Source organism: Reyranella aquatilis (assembly GCF_020880995.1).
Lineage (GTDB): Bacteria > Pseudomonadota > Alphaproteobacteria > Reyranellales > Reyranellaceae > Reyranella > Reyranella aquatilis.
In genome coordinates this window covers 540,879-561,156 of record NZ_JAJISD010000001.1, presented here as the reverse complement: position 1 = coordinate 561,156, position 20,278 = coordinate 540,879, and the positions used below count along the sequence as shown (strand labels likewise).

Genomic DNA, 20,278 nt, shown 5'->3' with positions numbered 1-20,278 from the left:
CATGGCTGACTACGATCTGATCGTCCGCAACGCCCGCATCGTCACGGCCGAGCGCCAGACCGAGGGTGACATCGCCGTCAGGGATGGGCACGTCGTCGAGATCGCTCCCGACCTCAAGGGCAGCGGTGCACGCGAGATCGATGCCGGTGGCAAGTTCGTCCTGCCGGGCGGCGTCGACAGCCACTGCCACATCGAGCAGAAGTCGGGCATGGGCGTGATGTGCGCCGATGATTTCTATACCGGCACCGTCTCCGCCGCGTTCGGCGGCACCACCACCGTCATTCCCTTTGCCGCCCAGCATCGCGGCATGTCGCTGCGGCAGGTGGTGAATGAGTATCACGAGGCTGCGACGCCGAAGGCCGTCATTGACTACGCCTTCCACCTGATCGTGACCGATCCGACGCCGCAGGCGCTGGGGCAGGAACTGCCGGCGCTGATCAAGGACGGCTATACCTCGTTCAAGATCTACATGACCTACGATGCGATGAAGGTCAGCGACTATCAGATCCTCGACATCCTTTCCGTGGCGCGGCGCGACGGTGCGCTGGTCATGGTGCATGCCGAGAATCACGACATGATTCAGTGGCTGGCGCATCATCTGGTCGAGCAGGGTCACGGCGCGCCGAAGTTCCATGCCATCGCCCACGCCCGCATCGCCGAGGCCGAGGCGACCAACCGCGCGATCTCTCTGGCGCGCCTGGTCGATGCGCCCCTGCTGCTGGTGCACATGTCCGAGATCGAGGCGATCGAGACCCTGCGCCAGGCGCAGAAGAAGGGCCTGAAGATCTTCGGGGAAACCTGCCCGCAGTACATCGCGCTGACGGCCGACGACATGGACAAGCCCGGCGTCGAGGGCGCCATGTGGTGCTGCAGCCCGCCGCCGCGCGATTCGGCGGCGCAGGAGGCCGTTTGGGCCGCGCTGAAGGACGGTACGTTCCAGACCTTCTCGTCCGATCATGCGCCTTACCAGTTCAATGCCGGCGGCAAGATCCCCAAGGGCGACAAGACGACCTTCAAGGAGATGGCCAACGGCGTGCCGGGCATCGAGATCCGGCTGCCGATGCTGTTCTCGGAGGGCGTCCAGAAGGGCCGCATCACCCTGCAGCAGTTCGTGGCGCTGACCTCCGCCAACCACGCCAAGCTCTACGGCCTCTATCCGAGGAAGGGCACGATTGCCGTCGGCTCCGACGCCGATTTCGCCATCTGGGATGCCGACAAGGACGTGACGGTCACCTGGAAGGACCTGCACGACAATGTCGGCTACACGCCCTACGAGGGCCGCCAGATCAAGGGCTGGCCCATCACCGTCGTGAGCCGCGGCAGGGTCGTGGTCGAGAACGGCAAGCTCAATGCCGAGCGGGGCTCCGGCCAGTTCCTGCCCTGCGCCTCACCCGATTCGTCGAAGCCGATCGGGCAGTCCGCGCCCGAGCTGCAGGCGATGTCGCGCTTCGGCCTGAAGCCGCTTTTTTGATTTGATGCCATTACCCGCACCCTGTCATCCCGAGCGGAGCGAGGGACCTTTCGAGAGACACGCAAGGGTCCTTCGCTGCGCTCAGGATGACAGACTTACTTTCCTTCAAGCCGAGAGCCGATAATGTCCCGCCGTCTGAAAGTCTCGTCCGCCCAGCTGGGGCCGATCCATCTCGCCGACAGCCGCGCCAGCGTGGTCAAGCGCATGATTGAGATGCTGAAGGAAGCCGATTCGCGCGGCTCCAAGTTCATCGTGTTTCCCGAGCTCGCGCTGACGACCTTCTTTCCGCGCTACTGGATGGAGGATCCCAACGAGGTCGAGAAGTACTTCGAGAGCCAGATGCCGAGCCCCGAGACGCTGCCGCTGTTCGAGCTGGCACGCGAGAAGGGCATCGGCTTCTACCTGGGCTATGCCGAGCGCACCGAGGAAGAGGGATCGACGCACCATTTCAATACGTCGATCCTGGTGGGGCCGGACGGGCGGCTGATCGGCAAGTACCGCAAGGTCCATCTGCCGGGTCATGACGAGCATCGCCCGACGGTGCCGTACCAGCATCTCGAGAAGAAGTATTTCGAGGTCGGCAATCTCGGCTTCAACGTCTGGAAGATGTTCAAGGACGAGGTGATCGTCGGGCAATGCATCTGCAACGACCGTCGCTGGCCCGAGACGTTCCGCGTCATGGCGCTGAAGGGCGCCGAGATGGTGGTGCTGGGCTACAACACGCCAAGCGACAACGTCTATGCGCCGCACGAGCCGCCGTACCTGCGTGTGTTCCACCACATGCTGTCGCTGCAGGCAGCTGCCTACCAGAACGGCATCTGGGTCGTGGCGACGGCCAAGGCCGGCAAGGAAGACGGGTTCTGGCTGCATGGCGGCTCGGTCATCGTGGCGCCGACCGGCGAGATCGTGGCCAAGGGCACGACCGAGGAGGACGAGGTCATCTCCTACGATTGCGACCTCGGCCTCGGCGAATACATCCGCAACACCACGTTCAATTTCGCCAAGCACCGCCGGCCTGAGCACTACAAGCTGATCAGCGAGCGCACCGGCGTGAAGCTCGAACCGTCGAACTGAGGGATATAGAGATGCAATACGCTTCCAACGACCTGACGCCGCACGAGCGCTACAAGGTCCTGACCGCCTTCGTCCTGCCGCGACCGATCGCCTGGGTGACCACGATGGGCCCGACCGGCACGGTCAATGCCGCGCCGTTCAGCTTCTTCAATGTCTTTGCCGAAGACCCGCCGCTCTGCATGTTCGCGATCAACAAGCGGCCGGACGGGCGCATCAAGGATACCTGGAGCAACATCGAGCGCACGGGCGAGTTCGTGGTCAACCTGACCGACGAGCCGCTGGCGCTCAAGATGCACGAATCGAGCGGCGACTTTCCGCCCAACGTCGGCGAGCCCGACTATCTCGGCCTGAAGCTCGCGCCGTCGGTCGACATCAAGACGCCGCGACTGGCCGATGCGCCGTGGGCGATGGAATGCAAGACCTGGCAGGTCATCAACGTGAAGGACGACCGTCAGCTCGTGATCGGCGAGGGGCTGCGCTTCCACATCCGCGACGAGCTGTGGGACGACAAGGCCAAGCGCGTCCACATGGACAAGTACCATCCGGTCGGACGCATGTTCGCCGACCGCTACTGCCGCACCAACGACCGCATGGAGTTTCCGGCGGCGCCCGTCGTCAAGGCCGCGGCGGCTGAATGACGGGCCTTGCCCGTCAACCCGAGCATTTGCGAGGGATCTTCTGATTTCGGACGGGTCCCTCGCTTACGCCCGGGATGCCAATCAGGACCAGTTCAGCCGGGAACGCCCGATCGCCATCGAGACGGCGGCCTGGCTGGGCTCGACCACGGGCAGGCCGACATGGCGCTGCAGTCGGTCGCGGTAGCGCGCCATGCCGGCGCAGCCCATGACCAGCACGTCGGCCCCGTCCTCGTCGCGCAGTTCGGCGGCGACCTCGGCCATGCGGCTGAAGGTGCGGGCCTCGTCCGCGAGTTCGACAACTCCCAGTCCGATCGCGCGGTCGCCCGCCATGCGATCGTTGAGGCCCATCTGGCCGACATAGCGCAGGTGGCGAGGGATCGATTTCCGCAGGATCGAGATGACGCCGAAGCGCTGACCGAGGGTGAGCGCCGTCAGGATGCCGCACTCGGCGATACCGAGGACGGGCTTGGTCGTCAGTTCGCGCGCGGCATGGAGGCCGGGATCGGAGTAGCAGGCGATGACGAATGCCGAGCAATCGTTGTCCCGCTTGCGGACCATCGTGCCGATCAGCGGAACCACCTGCTCGACATGCCCCTGGTTCTCGATGCCCGGGGGGCCGTCGGCAAGGGTCACGCATTCGATGGCAGGTCCGCCGGCCATGCGCAGCGGTTCCATGGCGACGTCGATTCCGCGGGTGACGGCTTCGGTGGAGTTGGGATTGATGACGAGGATGCGGTCGGGCATGGCGCGAGGATGGCCTCTAAATTGCTATTCAACAATGCCTGTTCTACCGTCACCGCCTGGGGATTTCATGGGAAGGAACGCACCGCAATGATTCACCGCCGTTTTGCCGCGATCGCCATCGCAGCCCTCATGTGCGCGAGCCCTGCGCTCGGCCAGGACAAGAAGCCGCCTCTGCGGACCGGTGTCGATGGTACCTTCGCACCGCATGCCATGCCGAAGCTGGGCGGCGGCGTCGAAGGCTTCCAGATCGACGTTTTCACCGAGGTCGCCAAGCGTATGAAGCGCGACATCACGATCGATGCCGTGAGTTTCTCGACGCTGATTCCGGGCATGCAGTCCGGCCGCTACGACTTCATCGCCGCGCCGACGACCGTGACCAAGGAGCGGGCCGAGAACATGCTGTTCACGGCGGGCTACCTGTGGACCGCCTTCCAGTTCGGCATCAAGAAGGGCAGTGCGCCGATCAAGAGCTGGGCCGATCTCAAGGGCAAGGCCGTGGCGGTGAACAAGGGCACGCCCTACGAGACGCTCGCCAAGAAGATGGGCGAGGAACATGGCTTCACGGTGCAGGTCTATGACACGCAACCCGACGCCACGCAGGCCGTGCTTTCGGGCCGGGCCTACGCCACGCTGGGCGGCAACACCACTATCGTCTATGCGGCGTCCAAGAACCCGCAGTTCATTGCCGACCTCGAGCTTGCCGAAACGCGTGCCCATTGGGCGGCGCCCGTGCCCAAGGACAATCCCAAGCTTCGCGCCGAGCTGCAGGATGCGCTCGACTGCATGAAGAAGGACGGCACGATGGCCAAGTTCTACGAGAAGTGGTTCAACAAGAAGCCGGCGGCCGACGATCTCGCGGTCGTGATCACGCCGGGTTACGGCGTGCCGGGCATGCCGGGCTACGATCCGACTCCGCACGAACTGAAGTGCGGCGGCTGACCGCCGTCGTCCTGAATCGACGAAACGAGGGGCCTTTCCGGTGCCGGCGAGGTCCCTCGCTTCTTTTTGATCCACCCGAAGCTACAAGAACCCCGTGACCAGCCACATCGTCGACGCGCGTGCCATCCACAAGCATTTTGGTACCCTTCACGTCCTGAAGGGCGTCGATCTGAAAGTGGACGAGCGCGAACTGGTTTTCGTGATCGGCCCGTCGGGCTCGGGCAAGTCGACGCTGCTGCGGTGCCTCAACCGCCTCGAGGAGCCGTCTTCCGGCTCGATCATGGTTGATGGCATCGACATGCTCGACCCGCGCACCAACATCAACCATGCCCGCCGCCGCATCGGCATGGTTTTCCAATCGTTCAATCTCTACCCGCACATGACCGCGCTGGGGAACGTGATGCTGGCCTTGCGCAAAGTGGCGGGCAAGAGCCGGGGGGAGGCCGAGTCGCTCGCCCACGCGGCGTTGAAGCGGGTGGGCCTGGCCGATCGCGCCGACCACACGCCGGGCCAGCTTTCGGGCGGCCAGCAGCAGCGTGTGGCAATCGCCCGCTCGATCGCCCTGGAGCCGCGCGTGATGCTGTTCGACGAGCCGACCAGCGCGCTCGATCCCGAATTGGTGGGTTCCGTGCTCGAGGTGATGCGAGACCTGCGCGAGAGCGGCATGACCATGATCGTCGTCAGCCACGAGATGGGCTTCGCACGCAATGCCGCCGACCGGGTCGTCTTCATGGACGACGGGCTGATCGTGGAGCAGGGGCCGCCGGGCGCCATTTTCGAGAACCCTGCCCATGAACGCACGCGCGCCTTCATCGGCCAGATCCAGCGGCACTGAGGGCCGCACGGCATGAGCGGCTGGGACAAGTTCGTCGAAACCTTCTTCAACGCGAAGGTCATGGTCAAATACCTGCCGGACATCCTCTCCGGCGTGGTGGTCACCATCGAGCTCGCGCTGCTGATCGTCGTAACCGGCCTCGGGGCGGGGCTGGCGTTTGCCCTGTTGCGCAGCCTCGCGATCCGGCCGCTCAACTGGCTGATCATCTTCGTCGTCGACCTGTTCCGTTCGCTGCCCCCGCTGGTCATCATCGTACTGATGTATTTCGGCCTTCCCTATGCGGGGCCGGCGCCGTCGGGCTTCGTCTCGACCTGGCTGTCGCTGGCCTTCGTGCTGATGGCCTTCTCCGAGGAGATTTTCTGGGCCGGCATCACCTCGATCCCGAAGGGGCAGTGGGAGGCGTCGCGCTCGACCGGACTGACCTTCGGCCAGACGCTGTTCAACGTCGTGCTGCCTCAGGCCTTCCGGCTCACCATACCACCCCTCACCAACCGGACCATCGCCATCACCAAGGGCACGGCGCTCGGCACCGTCGTGGCCGTCACCGAGATCCTGGGGCAGGCCAGCTCGGCCATGTCCAATTCCTACAATCCCTCGCCGCTGATGATGGGGGCGGCGGCCTATGTCGTGTTGTTCCTGCCCGTCGTGGTCGCGGCCCGCTGGGTCGAGACAAAATTCGCGTGGAAGCGATGATCGAGGCCTTCTTCAACATCGAGATCATGAAGGCGGCCTGGCCGATCGTGCTGACGGGCCTGTGGAACACGATCCTGCTGTCGCTGATCGTGGTGCCGCTCGGCCTGCTGGGAGGCTTGATCCTGGCGCTGCTGGCTTCGATCAAGCATCCGCTGGTGCGGTGGCCGCTGATGGCCTGGGTCGACTTCTTCCGGGCGTTTCCGCCGCTGGTGCTGCTGGTCCTGCTGTTCGCCGGGCTGCCGTTCGCCGGGCTGGAGCTGGGCGGCTTCGCCTGCGTGGCGATCGCATTCTTCCTGAACACCGGCTCGTATTACGGCGAGATCTTCCGCGCAGGCATCGATTCCGTGCCGGCAGGCCAGGTCGAGGCGGCGCGCTCCACCGGTCTCAGCCGGATGCAGTCCATGCGCTACGTCGTGCTGCCGCAGGCGGTGCGCAACGTGATGCCCGACCTGCTCTCCAACACGCTGGAAGTGGTGAAGCTCACCTCGCTGGGCTCGGTCGTCGCAGTCCCCGAGCTGCTCTATGAGGCGCGCCAGGCGCAGAGCATCACCTACAATCCCACGCCCATCGTCATGGCCGCGGTGATCTACTTCCTGCTGCTGTGGCCGCTGGTGCGGCTGCTGAGCCGGCTCGAGAACCGCGCCTTGGCCGGCCGACATTGAGGCGGCCCCTCAACGCCTGGTGACGCAGTCGCGGTAGGTGACCGTCTGGTTGGGGCCTTCCTCGACGAAGGCCGTGTCGCCCTTGCTCCAGAACACGAACGTGCCGCTCGAATCGGCGTAGCGCGTACCCGAGGCGGAGAGCGTCTGAGGCAGGCTTAACTTGCGGCCGTCGCTCAGCTGCACAACCACGCGCCCGCCGGGGATGGGACGGCCATCGGGGGCGACGCCCGACTTGCCGTCATAGTAGTCGGCGACCATCGTCTTGTTCTGCTGGCACTGATAACGGACCGTTGCCATCGGTGCATCAGGGGGCGGCGCCTTGAAGGAGGGCCCGTCGCTGCAGGCGGCGAGCGACGTGATCGGCAACAGCGTGACGCCCAGGATGCGTAAGCGGATCATGATCGAAGCTCCGGCCGGAAGCGGAAACGAGCGGCGAAGCATCATAAACGCCGGCGAGGGCCGGTTGTTTCCGCCGCGGTCAATCCCGCGCGAGTGCCATGATCAGCTCGCGGGTCTTCTCGCGGAGGCTCTTGCTGCGGATCTTGTAGTAGGCGCGGACCAGTTCGAGGGTTTCGCGCTTGGTGTTCAGATCGGAGTCCGTGGACTTTTCCGTTGAACGCGGACGTCCAGGCTTTCGCTTGGTCGTCACGGCGGCCTCGTCCATGCCGTCGAAGAAATGTTCGACGGGAACGTCGAGGACTTTCGCGAATTCGAAGAGTCGGCTCGAACTTACGCGGTTGAAGCCGCGCTCGTACTTCTGAACCTGCTGGAAAGTCAGGCCCACGGCGTTGCCGAGATCGGTCTGACTCATGCCGAGAAGGGCCCGACGCTGTCGGAGTCGGTTGCCGACATGAGTATCCACTGGATGAGAGCGCGCCACGTATACCTCCGCTGATTAAGATACCTATTGCAGTGCCGGCTTACACGCACCTTTCGGGCGCGCCTGGTGGATTGGTTGTTCAATTCCTTGTGCGCTCTGCGAAGTTCGCTGGCCGGATAAAGTCCGAAAGCTGCGGTTGCCTCTCAGCTGCAGGCTTTCTACCTTTCAAGCAGGCGGCAAAGACCGCTGTTGGGAGGAAGAATGATTGTCAGTCTCGTTCGCGCGGCTTGTAACTGCCTGCTTGCGCTGGCTTTAGCACATTCCGCATCGGCACAGACGAACTGGCCGGACAAGCCGGTGAAGATCGTTGTCGGATTCACGGCGGGCAGCTCGACGGATGTCACCGCCCGTATGTTTGCCCAGAAATTCTCGGAGGCCTGGGGCCAGCCTGTGATCGTCGAGAACGTCGCGGGCAACTCGGGCGCGATCGGCGTCGACCGCGTGGCGAAGGCCCCGCCGGACGGCTACACGCTGATGTGGTCCGGCAACGCCGCCATCACGATCCTGCCGTCCATGCAGGCGCTGCCCTTCGACCCGTTGAAGGACCTGACCCCGATCTCGACCTCCCTGGCGATGCCGTCGTTGTTCATGGTGAACAACGACCTGCCGGTGAAGTCGATCGCCGAACTGATCGCCTATGCCAAGGCCAATCCGGGCAAGCTGTCCTATGGGACGCCGGGCATTGGCACGCCGCAGCACATCGCGGGTGAGCTGTTCTGCGTGCTCGCCGGCATCAAGATGGAACACATCCCTTATCGCGGCGCCAACATGGCGGATCTCATGAGTGGCGTCGTCCAGGTCGGCATCCAGAACGCCGGCGCGGCGATGCCGCTGGTGCGTGACGGGCGTGTACGCGGCATAGCGGTCACGTCGCTCAAGCGGACGCGAGGTGCGCCCGACCTGCCGACCCTTGCCGAGCAGGGCTTCCCCGGCTTCGAGGCGACCTCATGGTTCGCGCTGATGGGCCCGGCCGGGCTGCCCGCGCCGATCGTCGACAAGGTGCGGGCCGAATCGCTGAAGGTGCTGGCCGATCCGGAGATGGAGAAGAAATTCAACGCCATGGGCCTCGACCTCGTGGGCAGCACGCCGGAGGAAACCCGCGCCGCGATCGCGGCCGACATTCCGAAATGGGCGAAGGTCATCAAGGACGCGAACATCAAGACGGGGCAATAGCCTCGGCTTCCCGGGGGAGGTAGGCTGGCCCGATCGTCAGCAGGGGATCGCTGCATGTCCGCCAGATCCGTGCTCAATGCCGTCTCGCTCAGTGGGTTTCTTGTCGTCTCGATCATGGTTTTCGTGACCGTGGTTTACGTCGGCTTGATCGGCGTGGGGGTGGTCGGACTGCTGATGTGGGTGATCTGCAACCTGATCGAGATCGACGCGCCGGCGAGTGTCCTCCACACCGCCGACTTCCTCGCCCGGCGGGAGCAGCTCCGGGCGGGGCCGCGGGCGGAGGAGCATGCGGCTTACATGGCCGAAAGGATCCCGTGGCTGCAATCGATCCGGTTCTACAGGTACCTCGGCGCAGCCCTGTCGGTTTTCGGAATCGGGGGCTTCGCACTCTTTCAGATCTAGCGGGCGAACATCTAGTATTCCTCGATGATCTGCCCGTTCGGGTGGATAGTGACCCGCTTCGGAACGCCCTGCGGCCTGGTCGGTACCGGGTCGCGCGTGACCTTCGCCCGCCATGACCCGTCATTCTGCTGGTCCAGCCGCTGAACGCGATAACCCTGGTTCTCCAGCCGGTCGCGATTGAGGGAGAAGGTGTTCGGCTGCGGCGGGGGCGGCGCCATGACCGGTGCCGGCGGCGCAACGGGCGGCGGGGGCAGGGCCCCCGGGGACATGGTGTCGGGCATGCGGCCACCATTGCCGATCGATCCGGGGACCAACTGGGAGAAGGCCGCGCCGGCGAATGAGACGATCGCCAATCCACATCCAAGGAACAGGAGGCTTTTTTGCATGGCCTACATATAGGGTCCCTGCCGCGATCTTGCTAAGAGGGAGCAGGGAGAATCCATCGTATGAGCTTGAAGGGCGTCGGAGCGCGCAAGCGACTGTCCGACATTGTGCGGCAGGCGGAGCAGGCAGCGCCACTGCCGAAGGTACTCGGTCCGCTCAGCATCGTTTTCATGGGAATCGGGGCCATCATTGGCGCCGGTATCTTCGTCCTGACGGGGACGGCGGCCGCTCTCTACGCCGGCCCGGCCGTGATCCTGTCCTTCGTGATGGCCGGCATCGCCTGCGCGTTCGTTGGACTCTGCTACGCCGAACTGGCAGCGATGATGCCGGTCTCCGGCAGTACCTATACCTACACCTATACCAGTCTCGGGCAGCTTGCCGCGTGGCTGGTCGGCTGGAACCTCATACTCGAATACTCGATCGGGGGAGCCGCCGTTGCCGTCGGCTGGTCGGGCTATCTCGATGGTACCCTGGGCCTCATCGGCATCGATCTCTCGCCGCGCTTCACGAGTTCCACGGGGACGATCGTCACGCTTGCCGACGGCAGCCGCGCGACGGCGATTGCCAATTTGCCGGCCGTCGCCATCGTGGTCGTTCTTACCCTCCTGCTGGTGGGCGGCACGCGCGAATCGGCACGCGTCAACAATCTCATGGTTGCCCTGAAACTGTCAGTCATCCTCGCGTTCATCGGCGTCGGGGTGTTCTACATTTCGACGGCCAACTGGCGGCCTTTCCTCCCACCCAACGACGGCACGTTCGGCGTCTTCGGCTGGAGCGGCGTGCTGCACGGCGCAACCGTCGTGTTCATCACCTATATCGGCTTCGATTCCGTTTCGAACTGCGCCCAGGAGGCGAGAAATCCCCAGCGGGACATGCCGGTCGGTATCATCGGCGCACTTGCCATATCGACGGTCCTCTACATCCTCGTGGCGGGCGTGCTTGTCGGGGTCGTGCCCTATCGCGAGCTCGACGTCGCGGCACCGGTGGGCCTGGCCGTCGAGCGGATGGGTCTCGGCTGGCTCGCGCTGCTGATCCAGCTCGGCGCCCTGATCGGCATCACAACCGCCATCCTCGTTCTTCTCTACGGCCAGAGCCGCATCTTCGCCGCGATGGCGAAGGACGGACTGATGCCGCCTCTCTTCGGCGCCATTCATCCTAAGCTGAAGACGCCCTGGATGAGTCAGATCCTGATCGGCGTCGTGGTCGCCACATTCGCCGCCGCTACCCCCATCGAGACGCTGAGCGAACTCGTGGGCGTCGGCACGCTCTTCTCGTTCGTGATGGTGTGTGCAGCGCTCATCCGCCTGCGCCGTCTCGAACCGGAGCTGCATCGCCCCTTTAGGGTGCCCGGCGTACCGTGGGTGCCGCTTCTCGGCATTCTGTCCTGCCTCGGGCTGATGGTTGGCCTTTCCCCGGTAACCTGGATGCGCTTCATCGTGTGGATGGTGATCGGCCTTGCGGTCTATTTCGCCTACGGACGGTCGCGCGCCACGGCTCGGCTGGCAGACTAGGCTTCAGCCGAGCAGCGAGTGCCGCTTGCGTGTGAGCGGCACCACCACGACGCTGGCGCCGGGCCGGGCGATGGCTTCCGTCACGGCCGCTGTCACCTCCGCGCCGGTCTTGGCCAGCGTCGCGGGGGCGCCGTAGCCCTTGGCCAGTGCCTCGAGATCGATACCCGGAAGGTCGAGTCCCGGCACGTTGGGTGTCTGCTCCAGGTCGGCGAAGGATTTGAGGATCGCGTATTCGTGGTTCTGCAGCACCACGAACACGACGTGTGCCTTCTGCTGTACGGCGGTGTAGAGCGCCTGCACGGAATACTGGAACGAGCCATCGCCCATGAGGGCGATCACGGGGCGATTGCGACCGCTTTTGCGCTCGGCCAGCGCGAGGCCGACCGCGGCAGGCATGTCCCAGCCGAGGCCACCCGAGGCAAAGGTGTAGAAGCAGTCCGGCTGATCGATGCGGAACTGGTCCTGCATCTCCGCGACCACCGAGGGCGCTTCTTCGACCAGCACGAAATCGGCGGGGCAGGCCTTGCGGACGGCCGCCATGATCGCATCGCCCGCGAGGGGCTGGGCATTCATGTCGGGGGCGCCGGGAGCCCCGCGCAGGGGCGCCAGGACCGACGCACTACGCTTCTTTATCAGCGGCTGGATGGCGTCGAGGAACAAGCGCGCGTCCGAAACGAGGCTGTCGCCGATCGGCGCCTTCGAGGACATGTTCGGATCGTCCGTGATCTGCAGGAGCTGGGTGCCCTTCGGCACGTATTCGCCGCCCACATAGGGGTAGTAGCGAAAGACCGGTGCGCCGATGACCACGACCAGATCGTGTCCGGCGAACTTTTTCCCGAGCGGCCCGATGGCGGCCGGCAGGGCGCCGGCATGCAGCCGGTGGGTCTCGGGAAACGGCGTGCGTTCTGCGAAGGGCGCCGTCCAGACTGGCACGTCGAGCGTCTCGGCGAAGCGGATGCCCGCATGCCACGCCTCGCTTCGGGCGAGATCCGACCCATAGACGATCACCGGGGACTTCGCCGCGTTGATCCGCTCGGCGAACTCCGCAAGACGGACGGGGTCGGGGCCCATGCGCGTGGCGACCGTGCGAAACGAATCGATGTCCGGCATCGGCTTGTCCCAGTCGTCGAGCGGCAGGGACAGGAACACCGGACCGCTGGGCTGCTGAATAGCCGTCGCGTAGGCCCGCATGAAGGCCGCCGGAATGTCCTCGGCACGGGCGGGCTCGTAGGCCCACTTGACCCAGGGACGGGGCAGGTTGGCGGCGTCGATGTTGGTCAACAGCGGTTCCAGAAGCAGCATCTCGCGAGTCTGCTGCCCGGCCGTGATGATGAGGGGCGTTTTGTTCTGATAGGCCGTGACGATGCAACCCAACGCATTGCCCATGCCGGCGCCGGTGTGGACGTTGACGATGACGGGCTTGCGAAGCCCTTGAGCGATACCGTCGGCAATCCCCACCACGCTCGCTTCCTGGAGGGCCATCACGTAGTCGAAGTCGTCGGGGAAATTCTTGAGAAAGGTCTCCTCCGTGGAGCCCGGATTGCCGACCACCGTCGTCACGCCGAGTTTGCGAAGCAGGTCGAAGGTGACGTCCTTGACGGTGCGCATGAAGTGCTGCCCCCAGTGGGAAAAAGCGGCTGACGCCCGCATCCTAGACCGCCAGGGACCTACGGCCACGCCCAAACTGGTTGACGGTTTCGGGCATGCGAACGGAGCGCCCCACGAGGGGTAGGACGCTCCGCCTTTCCGCATCTCAGTAAGGTGTGGCTCCTACTGCTCGCGGATGTTGCCCTTGGTGTCGAGCGTGACGGCGACCTCGACGTTGTTGCGCATCGCCTTACCGGTCCAGTTGCCGGCCGTGTCGCGCGTGAGCGACTTGATGCCGTTGTAGCCCTTGGCCTCGATCTGGGCCTTGGCGGCGGCCTCCGCTGCCGTCGCGTTTGAGGAGGTGGTCGGCAGGTTGGTGTTCGGGTTGCTGGTCTGACCGGGCATCGAGTTCATGTCGCGACCGGCGGGCGTGCTCGGCTGCATCGTCTGCGCCCACGCGGCGCCGCCGACGGCTGTGCTGGCGATCACGGCGAGGGTGATGAGGGTCTTCATGTTTGTCCTCCATTGATTGATATCGTGGGCTGCTGTGGATGAACGCTGCGTCGGCATGAGGTGTTGCATCGAAATGCCGAAACCCCGCTTTCGACCGGGCCTTGATTTGGGCCCGAAACGGCCGCCGTTCGTCGTGATCGGGGGGCTCGCTCCCTCGCCAGAGACGGCAGGGCTGGGTTAAGGACGAACCTTCATGGATTTCGTCCTTAACGCGCCTGTCCTCGGCCATGTCGGCCTGTTCGCCGCAGCGTTTCTCGCGGCCACCATCTTTCCCTTTCAGTCTGAACTGGTCCTGGTCGGGCTGCTGGTAGCCGAGCCGTCGCACTGGCCGACGCTGCTGCTGGCCGCCAGCGTGGGAAATACCCTGGGCTCCCTCGTGAACTGGCTCCTGGGTCGCTTCATCGAGCGGTTTCGCGACCGGCGCTGGTTTCCGGTGAAGCCGAAGGACTATGAGCGGGTCGAGCGCTGGTATGCCCGCTGGGGCATATGGTCGTTGCTGTTCGCCTGGCTGCCGTTTGGCGGCGATGCGCTCACGGTCGTGGCAGGGGCCTTGCGCACGCCGCTGCTGCCGTTCGTCGTGCTGGTCGGCGTCGGCAAGACGGCGCGCTACGCCGTCCTGGTCGCAGCGACGCTGGGATGGCTCGCCTAGCGGCAGGCGCATGGCATCGAAATTGCTTCCCTGGTGAGTGCCCGATACGGGCCGGGGGAGGCATTCATGCAGTCATCATCGTTGCGTCGACGCACAGGATTGGCGGCTCTCGCGCTGACGCTGCTTTCGGCCCTGCCGGCGGTTGCCCAGGACAAGGTCCGTTTCCAGACCGACTGGATCCCTTCGGGTGAACACGCGATGTACTACGGCGCGTGGAGCAAGGGCATTTATGCCAAGCACGGCATCGACATCACCATCACGCGCGGCTACGGCTCGGGTGACACGGTCACCAAGGTGGCCTCCGGCGCCGCCGACTTCGGGGTCGCCGATATCGCCGCCGTCATGACGGCGCGGGCCCGCACCAACGTACCGATCAAGACGATCGCCGTACTTTACAACGAATCGCCGCACTCGCTCTTCGTGCTGAAGAGTTCGGGGATCACCAGTTTCAAGGGGCTGGAAGGCAAGAAGATCGGCATCACGCCGGGCAACAGCCACCGCTTCTATTTCCCGGAAGTCGCGAAGAAGGCGGGAACCGATCCCAACAAGCTGATCTGGACGAATATGGACGGGGCGGCGATGGCGGCCCAGCTCATCGCCAAGAACATCGACGCGGCGCCGTTCTATTCGATCCACTATTACTACATCAACAAGGCGGCGGTTAAGGCCGGCGAAGAGATCCTGCCGCTGCCGTTCGTTGAGGTCGGTTTCAAGATCTATGCCGCCACGCTGATCACCACCGACAAGATGGCCCAGGACAAGCCGGACCTGGTGAAGCGCTTCCTGGCCGCCAGCAAGGAGGCCTTCGAGTGGGCGGCGGCCAACCCGGAGGAAGCCTGCAAGCTGCACGTTGCGCGTTTTCCCGAGGTCGAGCTGGACGACTGCATGGGCAGCGTCAAGGCCGTGATGAAGTTCGTCTTTAACGACCACAGCAAGGAGTTCGGCTGGGGCAAGGAAAGCCCTGAGCGTCTCAAGTTCTCCTGGGAGACCATCGCAACGGCCAACGAACTGAAGTCCGACTTCGACTACAAGACGGCGATCGACACGAGCAAAGTCGCCAAGTAGCGGGGCCCAAGGTGATCTCGCTCAACCGCGTCACGCGCGTCTTCAACAGCCGTGACGGCGACCAGGTCACGGCGTTGCAGGATGTCTCCCTGGAGATCGGCCGCAACGAGTTCATCACGTTGGTCGGCCCCTCGGGATGCGGCAAGTCCACCCTGCTGCGTATCGTGGCGGGGTTGATCCTGCCGACGGCGGGGCGGGCCTCGATCGGTGGGGCGGAGATCACCGAGCCGCGCTCCGAGACCGGCATCGTTTTCCAGGCGCCGACGCTGTTGCCCTGGGCCAGCGTGCTCGACAACGTGCTGTTCCCTTTGCGGATGATGCATCGCATCGATTCGACCAGCACCGACAAGGCGATGGCGCTGCTGAAACTGGTCGGGCTTGCCGGCTTCGAAGGCAAGTCGCCGCGCGAGCTGTCGGGCGGCATGCAGCAGCGGGTCGCGATCTGCCGCGCCCTGGTGCACGATCCCGACATCCTCCTGATGGACGAGCCGTTTGGCGCCCTCGACGCGCTGACGCGCGAGGAAATGACCATGGAGCTGTTGCGCATCTGGAGCGAGCGGCCCAAGACGGTCCTGTTCGTCACCCATTCGATCACCGAGGCGGTGGTGCTGGCGGATCGCGTCGTGGTGATGTCGCCGCGACCCGGCCGCATCCAGGAGATCATCGAGATCGGCCTGCCGCGGCCGCGCAGCTTCGAGTCGGAGGCCACGCCGGAATTCCACGAGGCCAGCCAGCATATCCGTCAACTCATCTTCGGAACACGCCATGTCGGTCCAGGCCGCGCCGCCGCTTGACGAGCGGCAGAAGCCGCCTCGTCGCCGGAAGAAGAGTGCGGCGCTCTATGAGGTCGTGCTGCCGCTGATCGCCACGGCTGGCCTGTTTCTCCTGTGGGAAGCCGCCTGTCGGGCCTTCAATATTCCGGGCTACCTGCTGCCGGCGCCGACCGAGATCTGGAAAGACACGATGGCGATCGGACCCACGGTCGCCGGCCATACGATGGCGACCTTCAAGACTGTGATGCTTGGGTTCGTCGTATCGATTCTGATCAGCCTGCCGCTGGCCGTGGTGCTTACCGCGTCACCCGCGATCGCGGCGGCGGTCTATCCGTTCCTGGTGTGGACGCAATCGATCCCGAAAGTAGCGCTGGCGCCCATTCTGGTCGTGCTTCTGGGCACCAACGAGCTGCCGCGCATCGTCATCACCGTATTGGTGGCGTTCTTTCCACTGGTGATCTCGGTCGCGACGGGGCTGCTCTCCGTGCCGCCGGAGCTGATCGAACTCAGTCGCGCCTGTCGCGCCTCGAAGCTCAGCGAACTGCTGCGCATCCGGTTGCCCTATGCGGTCCCATTTATCTTCGCCGGCCTCAAGGTGGCGATCTCCCTGGCCGTCGTCGGGGCGGTGGTCGCCGAGTTCGTCAATGCCGATGCCGGTCTCGGATTCCTGATCCAGACCTCGACCGCCTTCTTCAAGGTGCCGGTCGCGTTCGGAGCGCTTATCATCCTGTCGGTGATGGGCGTCGTCCTGTTCCAGATCGTAGTGGCGGCGGAGCGAATCTTCTTCCCGTGGTCGAGCAGCAACGCGACACCGGGGGCCTGACCGGTCGTGCAAGGGAGAGCGTGAGATGGCAAAGAAGCCGAATCCTTCGATGACCGTAATCCGCGGCGGGCGCGTCGTGGACATCAAGGGGCACGCCGCGCCCAAGGCCGATATCCTCGTGAAGGGCGATACGATCGTCGAGATCGGCACGAAGGTCGCGGCCCCGGACTCCGCCACGGTGATCGATGCCAGCGGCAAGCTGCTACATCCCGGCCTGATCAACGGGCATACCCACAGCCACGGCAACCTCGCCAAGGGCATGGTCGATCGCGTCACCCTCGAACTGCTGTTGACGGCCGGCCCCTACATGAGCGGCGCCCGCACGCTGGAGGACAAGTACCTGTCGAGCCTGATCGGCGCCTGCGAGATGGTGATGAAAGGCTGTACGGCGGCCTACGATCTCGCGGCCGAGTTCCCCATGCCGACGGCGGAGGGGCTGGCGGCCATCGGTCAGGCCTACGCCGACGTGGGCATGCGCGCCATGTTGGCACCGATGGTGGCCGATACGAGCTTCTTCCAGGCGATCCCGGGCCTGATGGACCAGCTGCCGCCGTCCCTGCAGAAGGAAGTCGAGGCCTATCAGTTCTCGCCCTACAAGGCGAGCGTCAAGCAGATGAAGAAGGCGCTGCACGGCTGGAAGCTGGACGGGCAGGGCGTTCATCTCGCCGTCGCACCGACCATCCCGCACCACTGCAGCAAGGAATTCCTGCTGGCCTGCCTGAAGCTCGCCAAGGATTACGACACCGGTCTGCATACCCACGTCTCGGAATCGAAGGTCCAGGTGATCGCCGGCTACAGGCTCTACGGCACGTCACTCACCGCCTACATGGATTCGCTGGGACTCGTTGGCCCGAAGTTCACGGTGGCCCATGGCGTCTGGCTGGACGGCGACGACATGAAGCTGCTGGGCGACAAGGGAGCGTCGGTGTCGCACAATCCGGGGTCCAACATGGTGCTGGGCAACGGCATCGCCGACATGCGCGGCATGCTGGATGCCAAGGTCAATGTCGGCATCGGCACCGACGGTGCGAGCTGCTCGGACAATCAGAACATGTACGAGAACATGCGCCTGGCCTCGATGGTTTCGAAGGTGCAGGGGCCCGACAACCGCAAGTGGATCAGGACCGAGGAGGTGTTGCATGCGGCAACCGCAGGCAGCGCGCGCGCACTCGGCCTGGGTGAGAAGATCGGCAAGATCAAGGTCGGCTACAAGGCCGACATTGTCTTCCTCGACCTCGGCCATATCAACTGGATCCCGTTCAACGATCCGACCAACCAGATCGTCCACACCGAGGACGGCTCGGCGGTTCATTCAGTGATGATCGCGGGCCGCATGGTGCTGGAGGATCGCAAGCTGTTGAACGTCGACATGGTGCAGCTCGCCCGTCTGGCGGAAAAGGCGCGGGAGCGTCTGGAGAAGGGCCGTAAGCCCGCCAAGGCGCTCTACGACAAGCTGGAGAAGGTCGTGAACACGTTCTGTCCAGGGCTGGGGAAGCAGCCGCTACACATCGACCGCTTCGGCGGGGGCCATCACCACGGCTACCACCATCATCACTAGTAGCCGAGGCGCCAGCCCTTGCGCAGGTAGCCGTAGCGCACGATGCGGACGGCGACGATGCCGTTGAGGGCAAACCCGCCCACGACGGTGATGAGCATGAGGATCATGCCTTCCATCGAGGCACTGAACAGATAAACGATGATGGTCAATCCGAAGATGGCGCCGGCTGCAATGGCCGCCATCGCCAGCAGGTCGAGCAGCGCGAGCAGATACAGCCCCTTTGTGAGGACGAACAAGGGCCCGGCAAAGGCCGCCCAAACATACGACCACTGGTCGATGACCATGAAGTCGTCGTTGTCGGCCTTGTCGAAGCGGTACGTCGGGAACAGCGCGTCTACGATCACAGGGTGCGTTCGGAAAGGGTCAGGGTTCAGTTTCGGCCGGAACGTATCACGAGCGGTGCAAATGGGCCAACAAAGGACTTGGTCAGGCCGCGGTAACGCCCACCAAAGTGTCGTGCAACCAGAACATGGCGATGTAGGCCGCGCTGCCGATTATGACCACCAGCAGGTCGTTGAAGGACCAGCCTGCCGCGGCAGCACCCGGATCGCCACGCCGCCTCACGGCAATGCGGTCGTAAACCGCCCACGCCAGCAAGCCTCCGAACAGGAGCATCGATCCCAGGTCGCCGTTCACAAGCAGGTGGGAGAGGGCCCAGGCCTTGACTGCGACCAGCATTGGATGCCGGAGCAAGGACTTTATGCGTCCCGCCGGGGCATAGGCCGCCGTAAGGGCGACAAAGGCGAACCACAGAAGGAACAGCGCAATCGGATGGAGCAGCGAAACCGGCGGGTTCCAGATCTGGATGTAGCCGGCGCTCCGGTAGCGCCCGAAACCGATGACGATCAGGACGAGTCCGACTGCCGCGACCAGCGAGTAGAGGCCCTTGTAGCCGCCCTCGCCGAGACGCCCGATGGCGGCGGCGCGGGCGCCCCTCATGGTTGTGAAAGTGTGTATTCCCAGGAAGAGGGCGAGGCCGAGGATCAGCAGCGTCATGCACGACTTATAGCACGCCACTGATTGCGGCGCGGCAGCAAATACTTCGCGCCCCGAGCCCTGCGCGAATGCGCCCTACTGGGCTTGCGTCACGTTACCAGCGCTGTCCACGGAAACGGCGACTTCGACGTCGTTCTTGGTTGCCGTGCCGTGCCAGCTACCGTCCTCGCGACGGGTCAGGTCTTTCACGTTCTTGTAGCCGCTGGCCTCGATCTGCGTCTTCACCGAGGTTTCGGTTTGGGCCGTGCCGGGCATGCCTGCGGGTGGAACGGCAGGCGTCGTGGACGTACCCGTCGTCGGCGGCATCTGGGCGGCAGCGACGCCAATTGAGGCAACGAGAGCCACCGCCGCGGTCAGGATGAGCTTCATCGGACACTCCTCGCATTGTATTTCGGAAAACAATGCAAACGCCCGCTCGACGTTCCCTGCTGCGGGGATAACCCGGCCTCACGCAAGGTCTTCGGTGGAAGCCTTCAGCGTGTAGTCGGGAGCACAGCCAAGTACCTTGACGAACGTCCGGTCGATCAGCCGGGCGATATCGATCGGATCGTTGCCAGACGTCCCTACGGTGGCGAAGGCGTTGGCATCCCAGTCGACCAGGTCGAGCGCGACGTGTTCAAGAGTCTCGACCGCACCGCTCAGTTCCAGGCGTGTAAGGGGATCCTCGGCAAACGGATAGGGCGCCAGATTGATCGTCTCCGCCATCACCTGGATGGAAACGTCCATCCCGTCGGCATTGACCGCCTCCAGCGTGCAGCAGAGCAGGCCGCCTTCGTTCTTCTCGCCGTAGATGTCGGCAAGGGCTTGCCCGATCGCCTGCATCTGTCGTTCTGGCATTCGATTCTCCGCTCACTTGTATCGAGGGCCGCCGCTGTTGCCGCCGCAACATGGTCGACAGGCGTGGCCAA

The 20,278-nt window shown here is 64.4% G+C and carries 25 protein-coding genes; 15 read left to right on the top strand and 10 right to left on the bottom strand.

The window, feature by feature from the left end:
* The first annotated feature begins 1 nt into the window (after position 1).
* From hydA to LJ725_RS02720, 3 genes are all read left to right on the top strand, one after another.
* On the top strand, positions 2 to 1,471 hold the full coding sequence (gene hydA, locus LJ725_RS02730; protein ID WP_230549079.1) for a dihydropyrimidinase: 1,470 nt from the start codon (positions 2 to 4) through the stop codon (positions 1,469 to 1,471).
* Between the two features lie 123 nt (positions 1,472 to 1,594).
* The gene (locus tag LJ725_RS02725) at positions 1,595 to 2,545 is read left to right on the top strand and encodes an N-carbamoyl-D-amino-acid hydrolase (RefSeq protein ID WP_230549078.1); all 951 of its coding nucleotides are present in this window, start codon (positions 1,595 to 1,597) and stop codon (positions 2,543 to 2,545) included.
* An 11-nt stretch (positions 2,546 to 2,556) separates the two neighbouring features.
* Entirely contained in the window at positions 2,557 to 3,183 is a 627-nt protein-coding gene (locus LJ725_RS02720) for a flavin reductase family protein (protein ID WP_230549077.1), read from the top strand.
* 81 nt (positions 3,184 to 3,264) lie between these two features.
* Here LJ725_RS02720 and LJ725_RS02715 read toward each other — a convergent pair whose 3' ends face one another.
* The gene (locus LJ725_RS02715; RefSeq protein WP_230549076.1) at positions 3,265 to 3,927 is read right to left on the bottom strand and encodes an aspartate/glutamate racemase family protein; all 663 of its coding nucleotides are present in this window, start codon (positions 3,925 to 3,927) and stop codon (positions 3,265 to 3,267) included.
* 87 nt (positions 3,928 to 4,014) lie between these two features.
* Here LJ725_RS02715 and LJ725_RS02710 point away from each other — a divergent pair, with 87 nt between their 5' ends.
* From LJ725_RS02710 to LJ725_RS02695, 4 genes are all read left to right on the top strand, one after another.
* The gene (locus tag LJ725_RS02710) at positions 4,015 to 4,866 is read left to right on the top strand and encodes a transporter substrate-binding domain-containing protein (protein ID WP_230549075.1); all 852 of its coding nucleotides are present in this window, start codon (positions 4,015 to 4,017) and stop codon (positions 4,864 to 4,866) included.
* A gap of 94 nt (positions 4,867 to 4,960) precedes the next feature.
* On the top strand, positions 4,961 to 5,701 hold the full coding sequence (locus LJ725_RS02705) for an amino acid ABC transporter ATP-binding protein (RefSeq protein ID WP_329958335.1): 741 nt from the start codon (positions 4,961 to 4,963) through the stop codon (positions 5,699 to 5,701).
* A 12-nt stretch (positions 5,702 to 5,713) separates the two neighbouring features.
* The gene (locus LJ725_RS02700) at positions 5,714 to 6,394 is read left to right on the top strand and encodes an amino acid ABC transporter permease (RefSeq protein WP_230549074.1); all 681 of its coding nucleotides are present in this window, start codon (positions 5,714 to 5,716) and stop codon (positions 6,392 to 6,394) included.
* The gene (locus LJ725_RS02695) at positions 6,391 to 7,056 is read left to right on the top strand and encodes an amino acid ABC transporter permease (RefSeq protein WP_230549690.1); all 666 of its coding nucleotides are present in this window, start codon (positions 6,391 to 6,393) and stop codon (positions 7,054 to 7,056) included. The genes LJ725_RS02700 and LJ725_RS02695 overlap by 4 nt, the downstream gene beginning before the upstream one ends.
* A 9-nt stretch (positions 7,057 to 7,065) precedes the next feature.
* Here LJ725_RS02695 and LJ725_RS02690 read toward each other — a convergent pair whose 3' ends face one another.
* A complete protein-coding gene (locus LJ725_RS02690) occupies positions 7,066 to 7,455 on the bottom strand; it encodes an MliC family protein (RefSeq protein ID WP_230549073.1) in 390 nt (129 codons plus the stop codon).
* Between the two features lie 79 nt (positions 7,456 to 7,534).
* Positions 7,535 to 7,867 carry a helix-turn-helix domain-containing protein gene (locus tag LJ725_RS02685; RefSeq protein WP_230549072.1) on the bottom strand — a complete coding sequence of 111 codons (333 nt, stop codon included), beginning with the start codon at positions 7,865 to 7,867 and terminating at the stop codon, positions 7,535 to 7,537.
* A 270-nt stretch (positions 7,868 to 8,137) separates the two neighbouring features.
* Between LJ725_RS02685 and LJ725_RS02680 the strand changes: the two genes are divergently transcribed.
* Both LJ725_RS02680 and LJ725_RS02675 read left to right on the top strand, forming a co-directional pair.
* A complete protein-coding gene (locus tag LJ725_RS02680) occupies positions 8,138 to 9,109 on the top strand; it encodes a Bug family tripartite tricarboxylate transporter substrate binding protein (protein ID WP_230549071.1) in 972 nt (323 codons plus the stop codon).
* Between the two features lie 54 nt (positions 9,110 to 9,163).
* Positions 9,164 to 9,511 (top strand): hypothetical protein, encoded by a 348-nt coding sequence (locus LJ725_RS02675; RefSeq protein WP_230549070.1) that lies wholly within the window; start codon positions 9,164 to 9,166, stop codon positions 9,509 to 9,511.
* Between the two features lie 11 nt (positions 9,512 to 9,522).
* Here LJ725_RS02675 and LJ725_RS02670 read toward each other — a convergent pair whose 3' ends face one another.
* Positions 9,523 to 9,864: a hypothetical protein gene (locus tag LJ725_RS02670; protein ID WP_230549069.1), complete on the bottom strand. Its 342-nt coding sequence runs from the start codon at positions 9,862 to 9,864 to the stop codon at positions 9,523 to 9,525.
* Positions 9,865 to 9,957: 93 nt separating this feature from the next.
* Here LJ725_RS02670 and LJ725_RS02665 point away from each other — a divergent pair, with 93 nt between their 5' ends.
* On the top strand, positions 9,958 to 11,406 hold the full coding sequence (locus LJ725_RS02665) for an amino acid permease (RefSeq protein ID WP_230549068.1): 1,449 nt from the start codon (positions 9,958 to 9,960) through the stop codon (positions 11,404 to 11,406).
* A gap of 3 nt (positions 11,407 to 11,409) precedes the next feature.
* On the opposite strand, the gene mdlC is transcribed toward LJ725_RS02665, so the two are convergent.
* Together mdlC and LJ725_RS02655 are read right to left on the bottom strand one after the other, a co-directional pair.
* A complete protein-coding gene (gene mdlC / locus LJ725_RS02660; protein ID WP_230549067.1) occupies positions 11,410 to 13,014 on the bottom strand; it encodes a benzoylformate decarboxylase in 1,605 nt (534 codons plus the stop codon).
* A gap of 162 nt (positions 13,015 to 13,176) precedes the next feature.
* Positions 13,177 to 13,506: a hypothetical protein gene (locus LJ725_RS02655; RefSeq protein WP_230549066.1), complete on the bottom strand. Its 330-nt coding sequence runs from the start codon at positions 13,504 to 13,506 to the stop codon at positions 13,177 to 13,179.
* 193 nt (positions 13,507 to 13,699) lie between these two features.
* On the opposite strand from LJ725_RS02655, the gene LJ725_RS02650 reads away from it, so the two are divergent.
* From LJ725_RS02650 to LJ725_RS02630, 5 genes are all read left to right on the top strand, one after another.
* Complete coding sequence (locus tag LJ725_RS02650) at positions 13,700 to 14,155, top strand: YqaA family protein (RefSeq protein ID WP_230549065.1); 456 nt, start codon at positions 13,700 to 13,702, stop codon at positions 14,153 to 14,155.
* A 66-nt stretch (positions 14,156 to 14,221) separates the two neighbouring features.
* The gene (locus LJ725_RS02645) at positions 14,222 to 15,220 is read left to right on the top strand and encodes an ABC transporter substrate-binding protein (RefSeq protein WP_230549064.1); all 999 of its coding nucleotides are present in this window, start codon (positions 14,222 to 14,224) and stop codon (positions 15,218 to 15,220) included.
* 11 nt (positions 15,221 to 15,231) lie between these two features.
* Positions 15,232 to 16,014, top strand: a complete 783-nt coding sequence (locus LJ725_RS02640) for an ABC transporter ATP-binding protein (RefSeq protein WP_230549063.1) — start codon at positions 15,232 to 15,234, stop codon at positions 16,012 to 16,014.
* Complete coding sequence (locus LJ725_RS02635; RefSeq protein ID WP_230549062.1) at positions 15,986 to 16,816, top strand: ABC transporter permease; 831 nt, start codon at positions 15,986 to 15,988, stop codon at positions 16,814 to 16,816. Before LJ725_RS02640 ends, LJ725_RS02635 begins: the two co-directional genes overlap by 29 nt.
* A gap of 25 nt (positions 16,817 to 16,841) precedes the next feature.
* On the top strand, positions 16,842 to 18,374 hold the full coding sequence (locus tag LJ725_RS02630) for an amidohydrolase family protein (RefSeq protein WP_230549061.1): 1,533 nt from the start codon (positions 16,842 to 16,844) through the stop codon (positions 18,372 to 18,374).
* Here the strand turns inward: LJ725_RS02630 and LJ725_RS02625 are convergent.
* The 4 genes from LJ725_RS02625 to LJ725_RS02610 all read right to left on the bottom strand — a co-directional run bounded on the left by LJ725_RS02625 (position 18,371) and on the right by LJ725_RS02610 (position 20,207).
* Positions 18,371 to 18,718: a hypothetical protein gene (locus LJ725_RS02625; RefSeq protein ID WP_230549060.1), complete on the bottom strand. Its 348-nt coding sequence runs from the start codon at positions 18,716 to 18,718 to the stop codon at positions 18,371 to 18,373. The genes LJ725_RS02630 and LJ725_RS02625 overlap by 4 nt on opposite strands.
* Before the next feature lie 82 nt (positions 18,719 to 18,800).
* Positions 18,801 to 19,370: an NnrU family protein gene (locus LJ725_RS02620; RefSeq protein ID WP_230549059.1), complete on the bottom strand. Its 570-nt coding sequence runs from the start codon at positions 19,368 to 19,370 to the stop codon at positions 18,801 to 18,803.
* 75 nt (positions 19,371 to 19,445) lie between these two features.
* On the bottom strand, positions 19,446 to 19,739 hold the full coding sequence (locus LJ725_RS02615) for a hypothetical protein (RefSeq protein WP_230549058.1): 294 nt from the start codon (positions 19,737 to 19,739) through the stop codon (positions 19,446 to 19,448).
* Between the two features lie 78 nt (positions 19,740 to 19,817).
* On the bottom strand, positions 19,818 to 20,207 hold the full coding sequence (locus LJ725_RS02610; RefSeq protein WP_230549057.1) for a hypothetical protein: 390 nt from the start codon (positions 20,205 to 20,207) through the stop codon (positions 19,818 to 19,820).
* Positions 20,208 to 20,278 lie beyond the last annotated feature (71 nt).

Coding starts and splice junctions, on each gene's coding strand:
- hydA (WP_230549079.1), top strand. CDS start 2: ATGGCTGACTACGATCTGATCGTCCGCAACGCCCGCATCGTCACGGCC.
- LJ725_RS02725 (WP_230549078.1), top strand. CDS start 1,595: ATGTCCCGCCGTCTGAAAGTCTCGTCCGCCCAGCTGGGGCCGATCCAT.
- LJ725_RS02720 (WP_230549077.1), top strand. CDS start 2,557: ATGCAATACGCTTCCAACGACCTGACGCCGCACGAGCGCTACAAGGTC.
- LJ725_RS02715 (WP_230549076.1), bottom strand. CDS start 3,927: ATGCCCGACCGCATCCTCGTCATCAATCCCAACTCCACCGAAGCCGTC.
- LJ725_RS02710 (WP_230549075.1), top strand. CDS start 4,015: ATGATTCACCGCCGTTTTGCCGCGATCGCCATCGCAGCCCTCATGTGC.
- LJ725_RS02700 (WP_230549074.1), top strand. CDS start 5,714: ATGAGCGGCTGGGACAAGTTCGTCGAAACCTTCTTCAACGCGAAGGTC.
- LJ725_RS02695 (WP_230549690.1), top strand. CDS start 6,391: ATGATCGAGGCCTTCTTCAACATCGAGATCATGAAGGCGGCCTGGCCG.
- LJ725_RS02690 (WP_230549073.1), bottom strand. CDS start 7,455: ATGATCCGCTTACGCATCCTGGGCGTCACGCTGTTGCCGATCACGTCG.
- LJ725_RS02685 (WP_230549072.1), bottom strand. CDS start 7,867: ATGAGTCAGACCGATCTCGGCAACGCCGTGGGCCTGACTTTCCAGCAG.
- LJ725_RS02680 (WP_230549071.1), top strand. CDS start 8,138: ATGATTGTCAGTCTCGTTCGCGCGGCTTGTAACTGCCTGCTTGCGCTG.
- LJ725_RS02675 (WP_230549070.1), top strand. CDS start 9,164: ATGTCCGCCAGATCCGTGCTCAATGCCGTCTCGCTCAGTGGGTTTCTT.
- LJ725_RS02665 (WP_230549068.1), top strand. CDS start 9,958: ATGAGCTTGAAGGGCGTCGGAGCGCGCAAGCGACTGTCCGACATTGTG.
- mdlC (WP_230549067.1), bottom strand. CDS start 13,014: ATGCGCACCGTCAAGGACGTCACCTTCGACCTGCTTCGCAAACTCGGC.
- LJ725_RS02655 (WP_230549066.1), bottom strand. CDS start 13,506: ATGAAGACCCTCATCACCCTCGCCGTGATCGCCAGCACAGCCGTCGGC.
- LJ725_RS02650 (WP_230549065.1), top strand. CDS start 13,700: ATGGATTTCGTCCTTAACGCGCCTGTCCTCGGCCATGTCGGCCTGTTC.
- LJ725_RS02645 (WP_230549064.1), top strand. CDS start 14,222: ATGCAGTCATCATCGTTGCGTCGACGCACAGGATTGGCGGCTCTCGCG.
- LJ725_RS02635 (WP_230549062.1), top strand. CDS start 15,986: ATGTCGGTCCAGGCCGCGCCGCCGCTTGACGAGCGGCAGAAGCCGCCT.
- LJ725_RS02630 (WP_230549061.1), top strand. CDS start 16,842: ATGGCAAAGAAGCCGAATCCTTCGATGACCGTAATCCGCGGCGGGCGC.
- LJ725_RS02620 (WP_230549059.1), bottom strand. CDS start 19,370: ATGACGCTGCTGATCCTCGGCCTCGCCCTCTTCCTGGGAATACACACT.
- LJ725_RS02615 (WP_230549058.1), bottom strand. CDS start 19,739: ATGAAGCTCATCCTGACCGCGGCGGTGGCTCTCGTTGCCTCAATTGGC.
- LJ725_RS02610 (WP_230549057.1), bottom strand. CDS start 20,207: ATGCCAGAACGACAGATGCAGGCGATCGGGCAAGCCCTTGCCGACATC.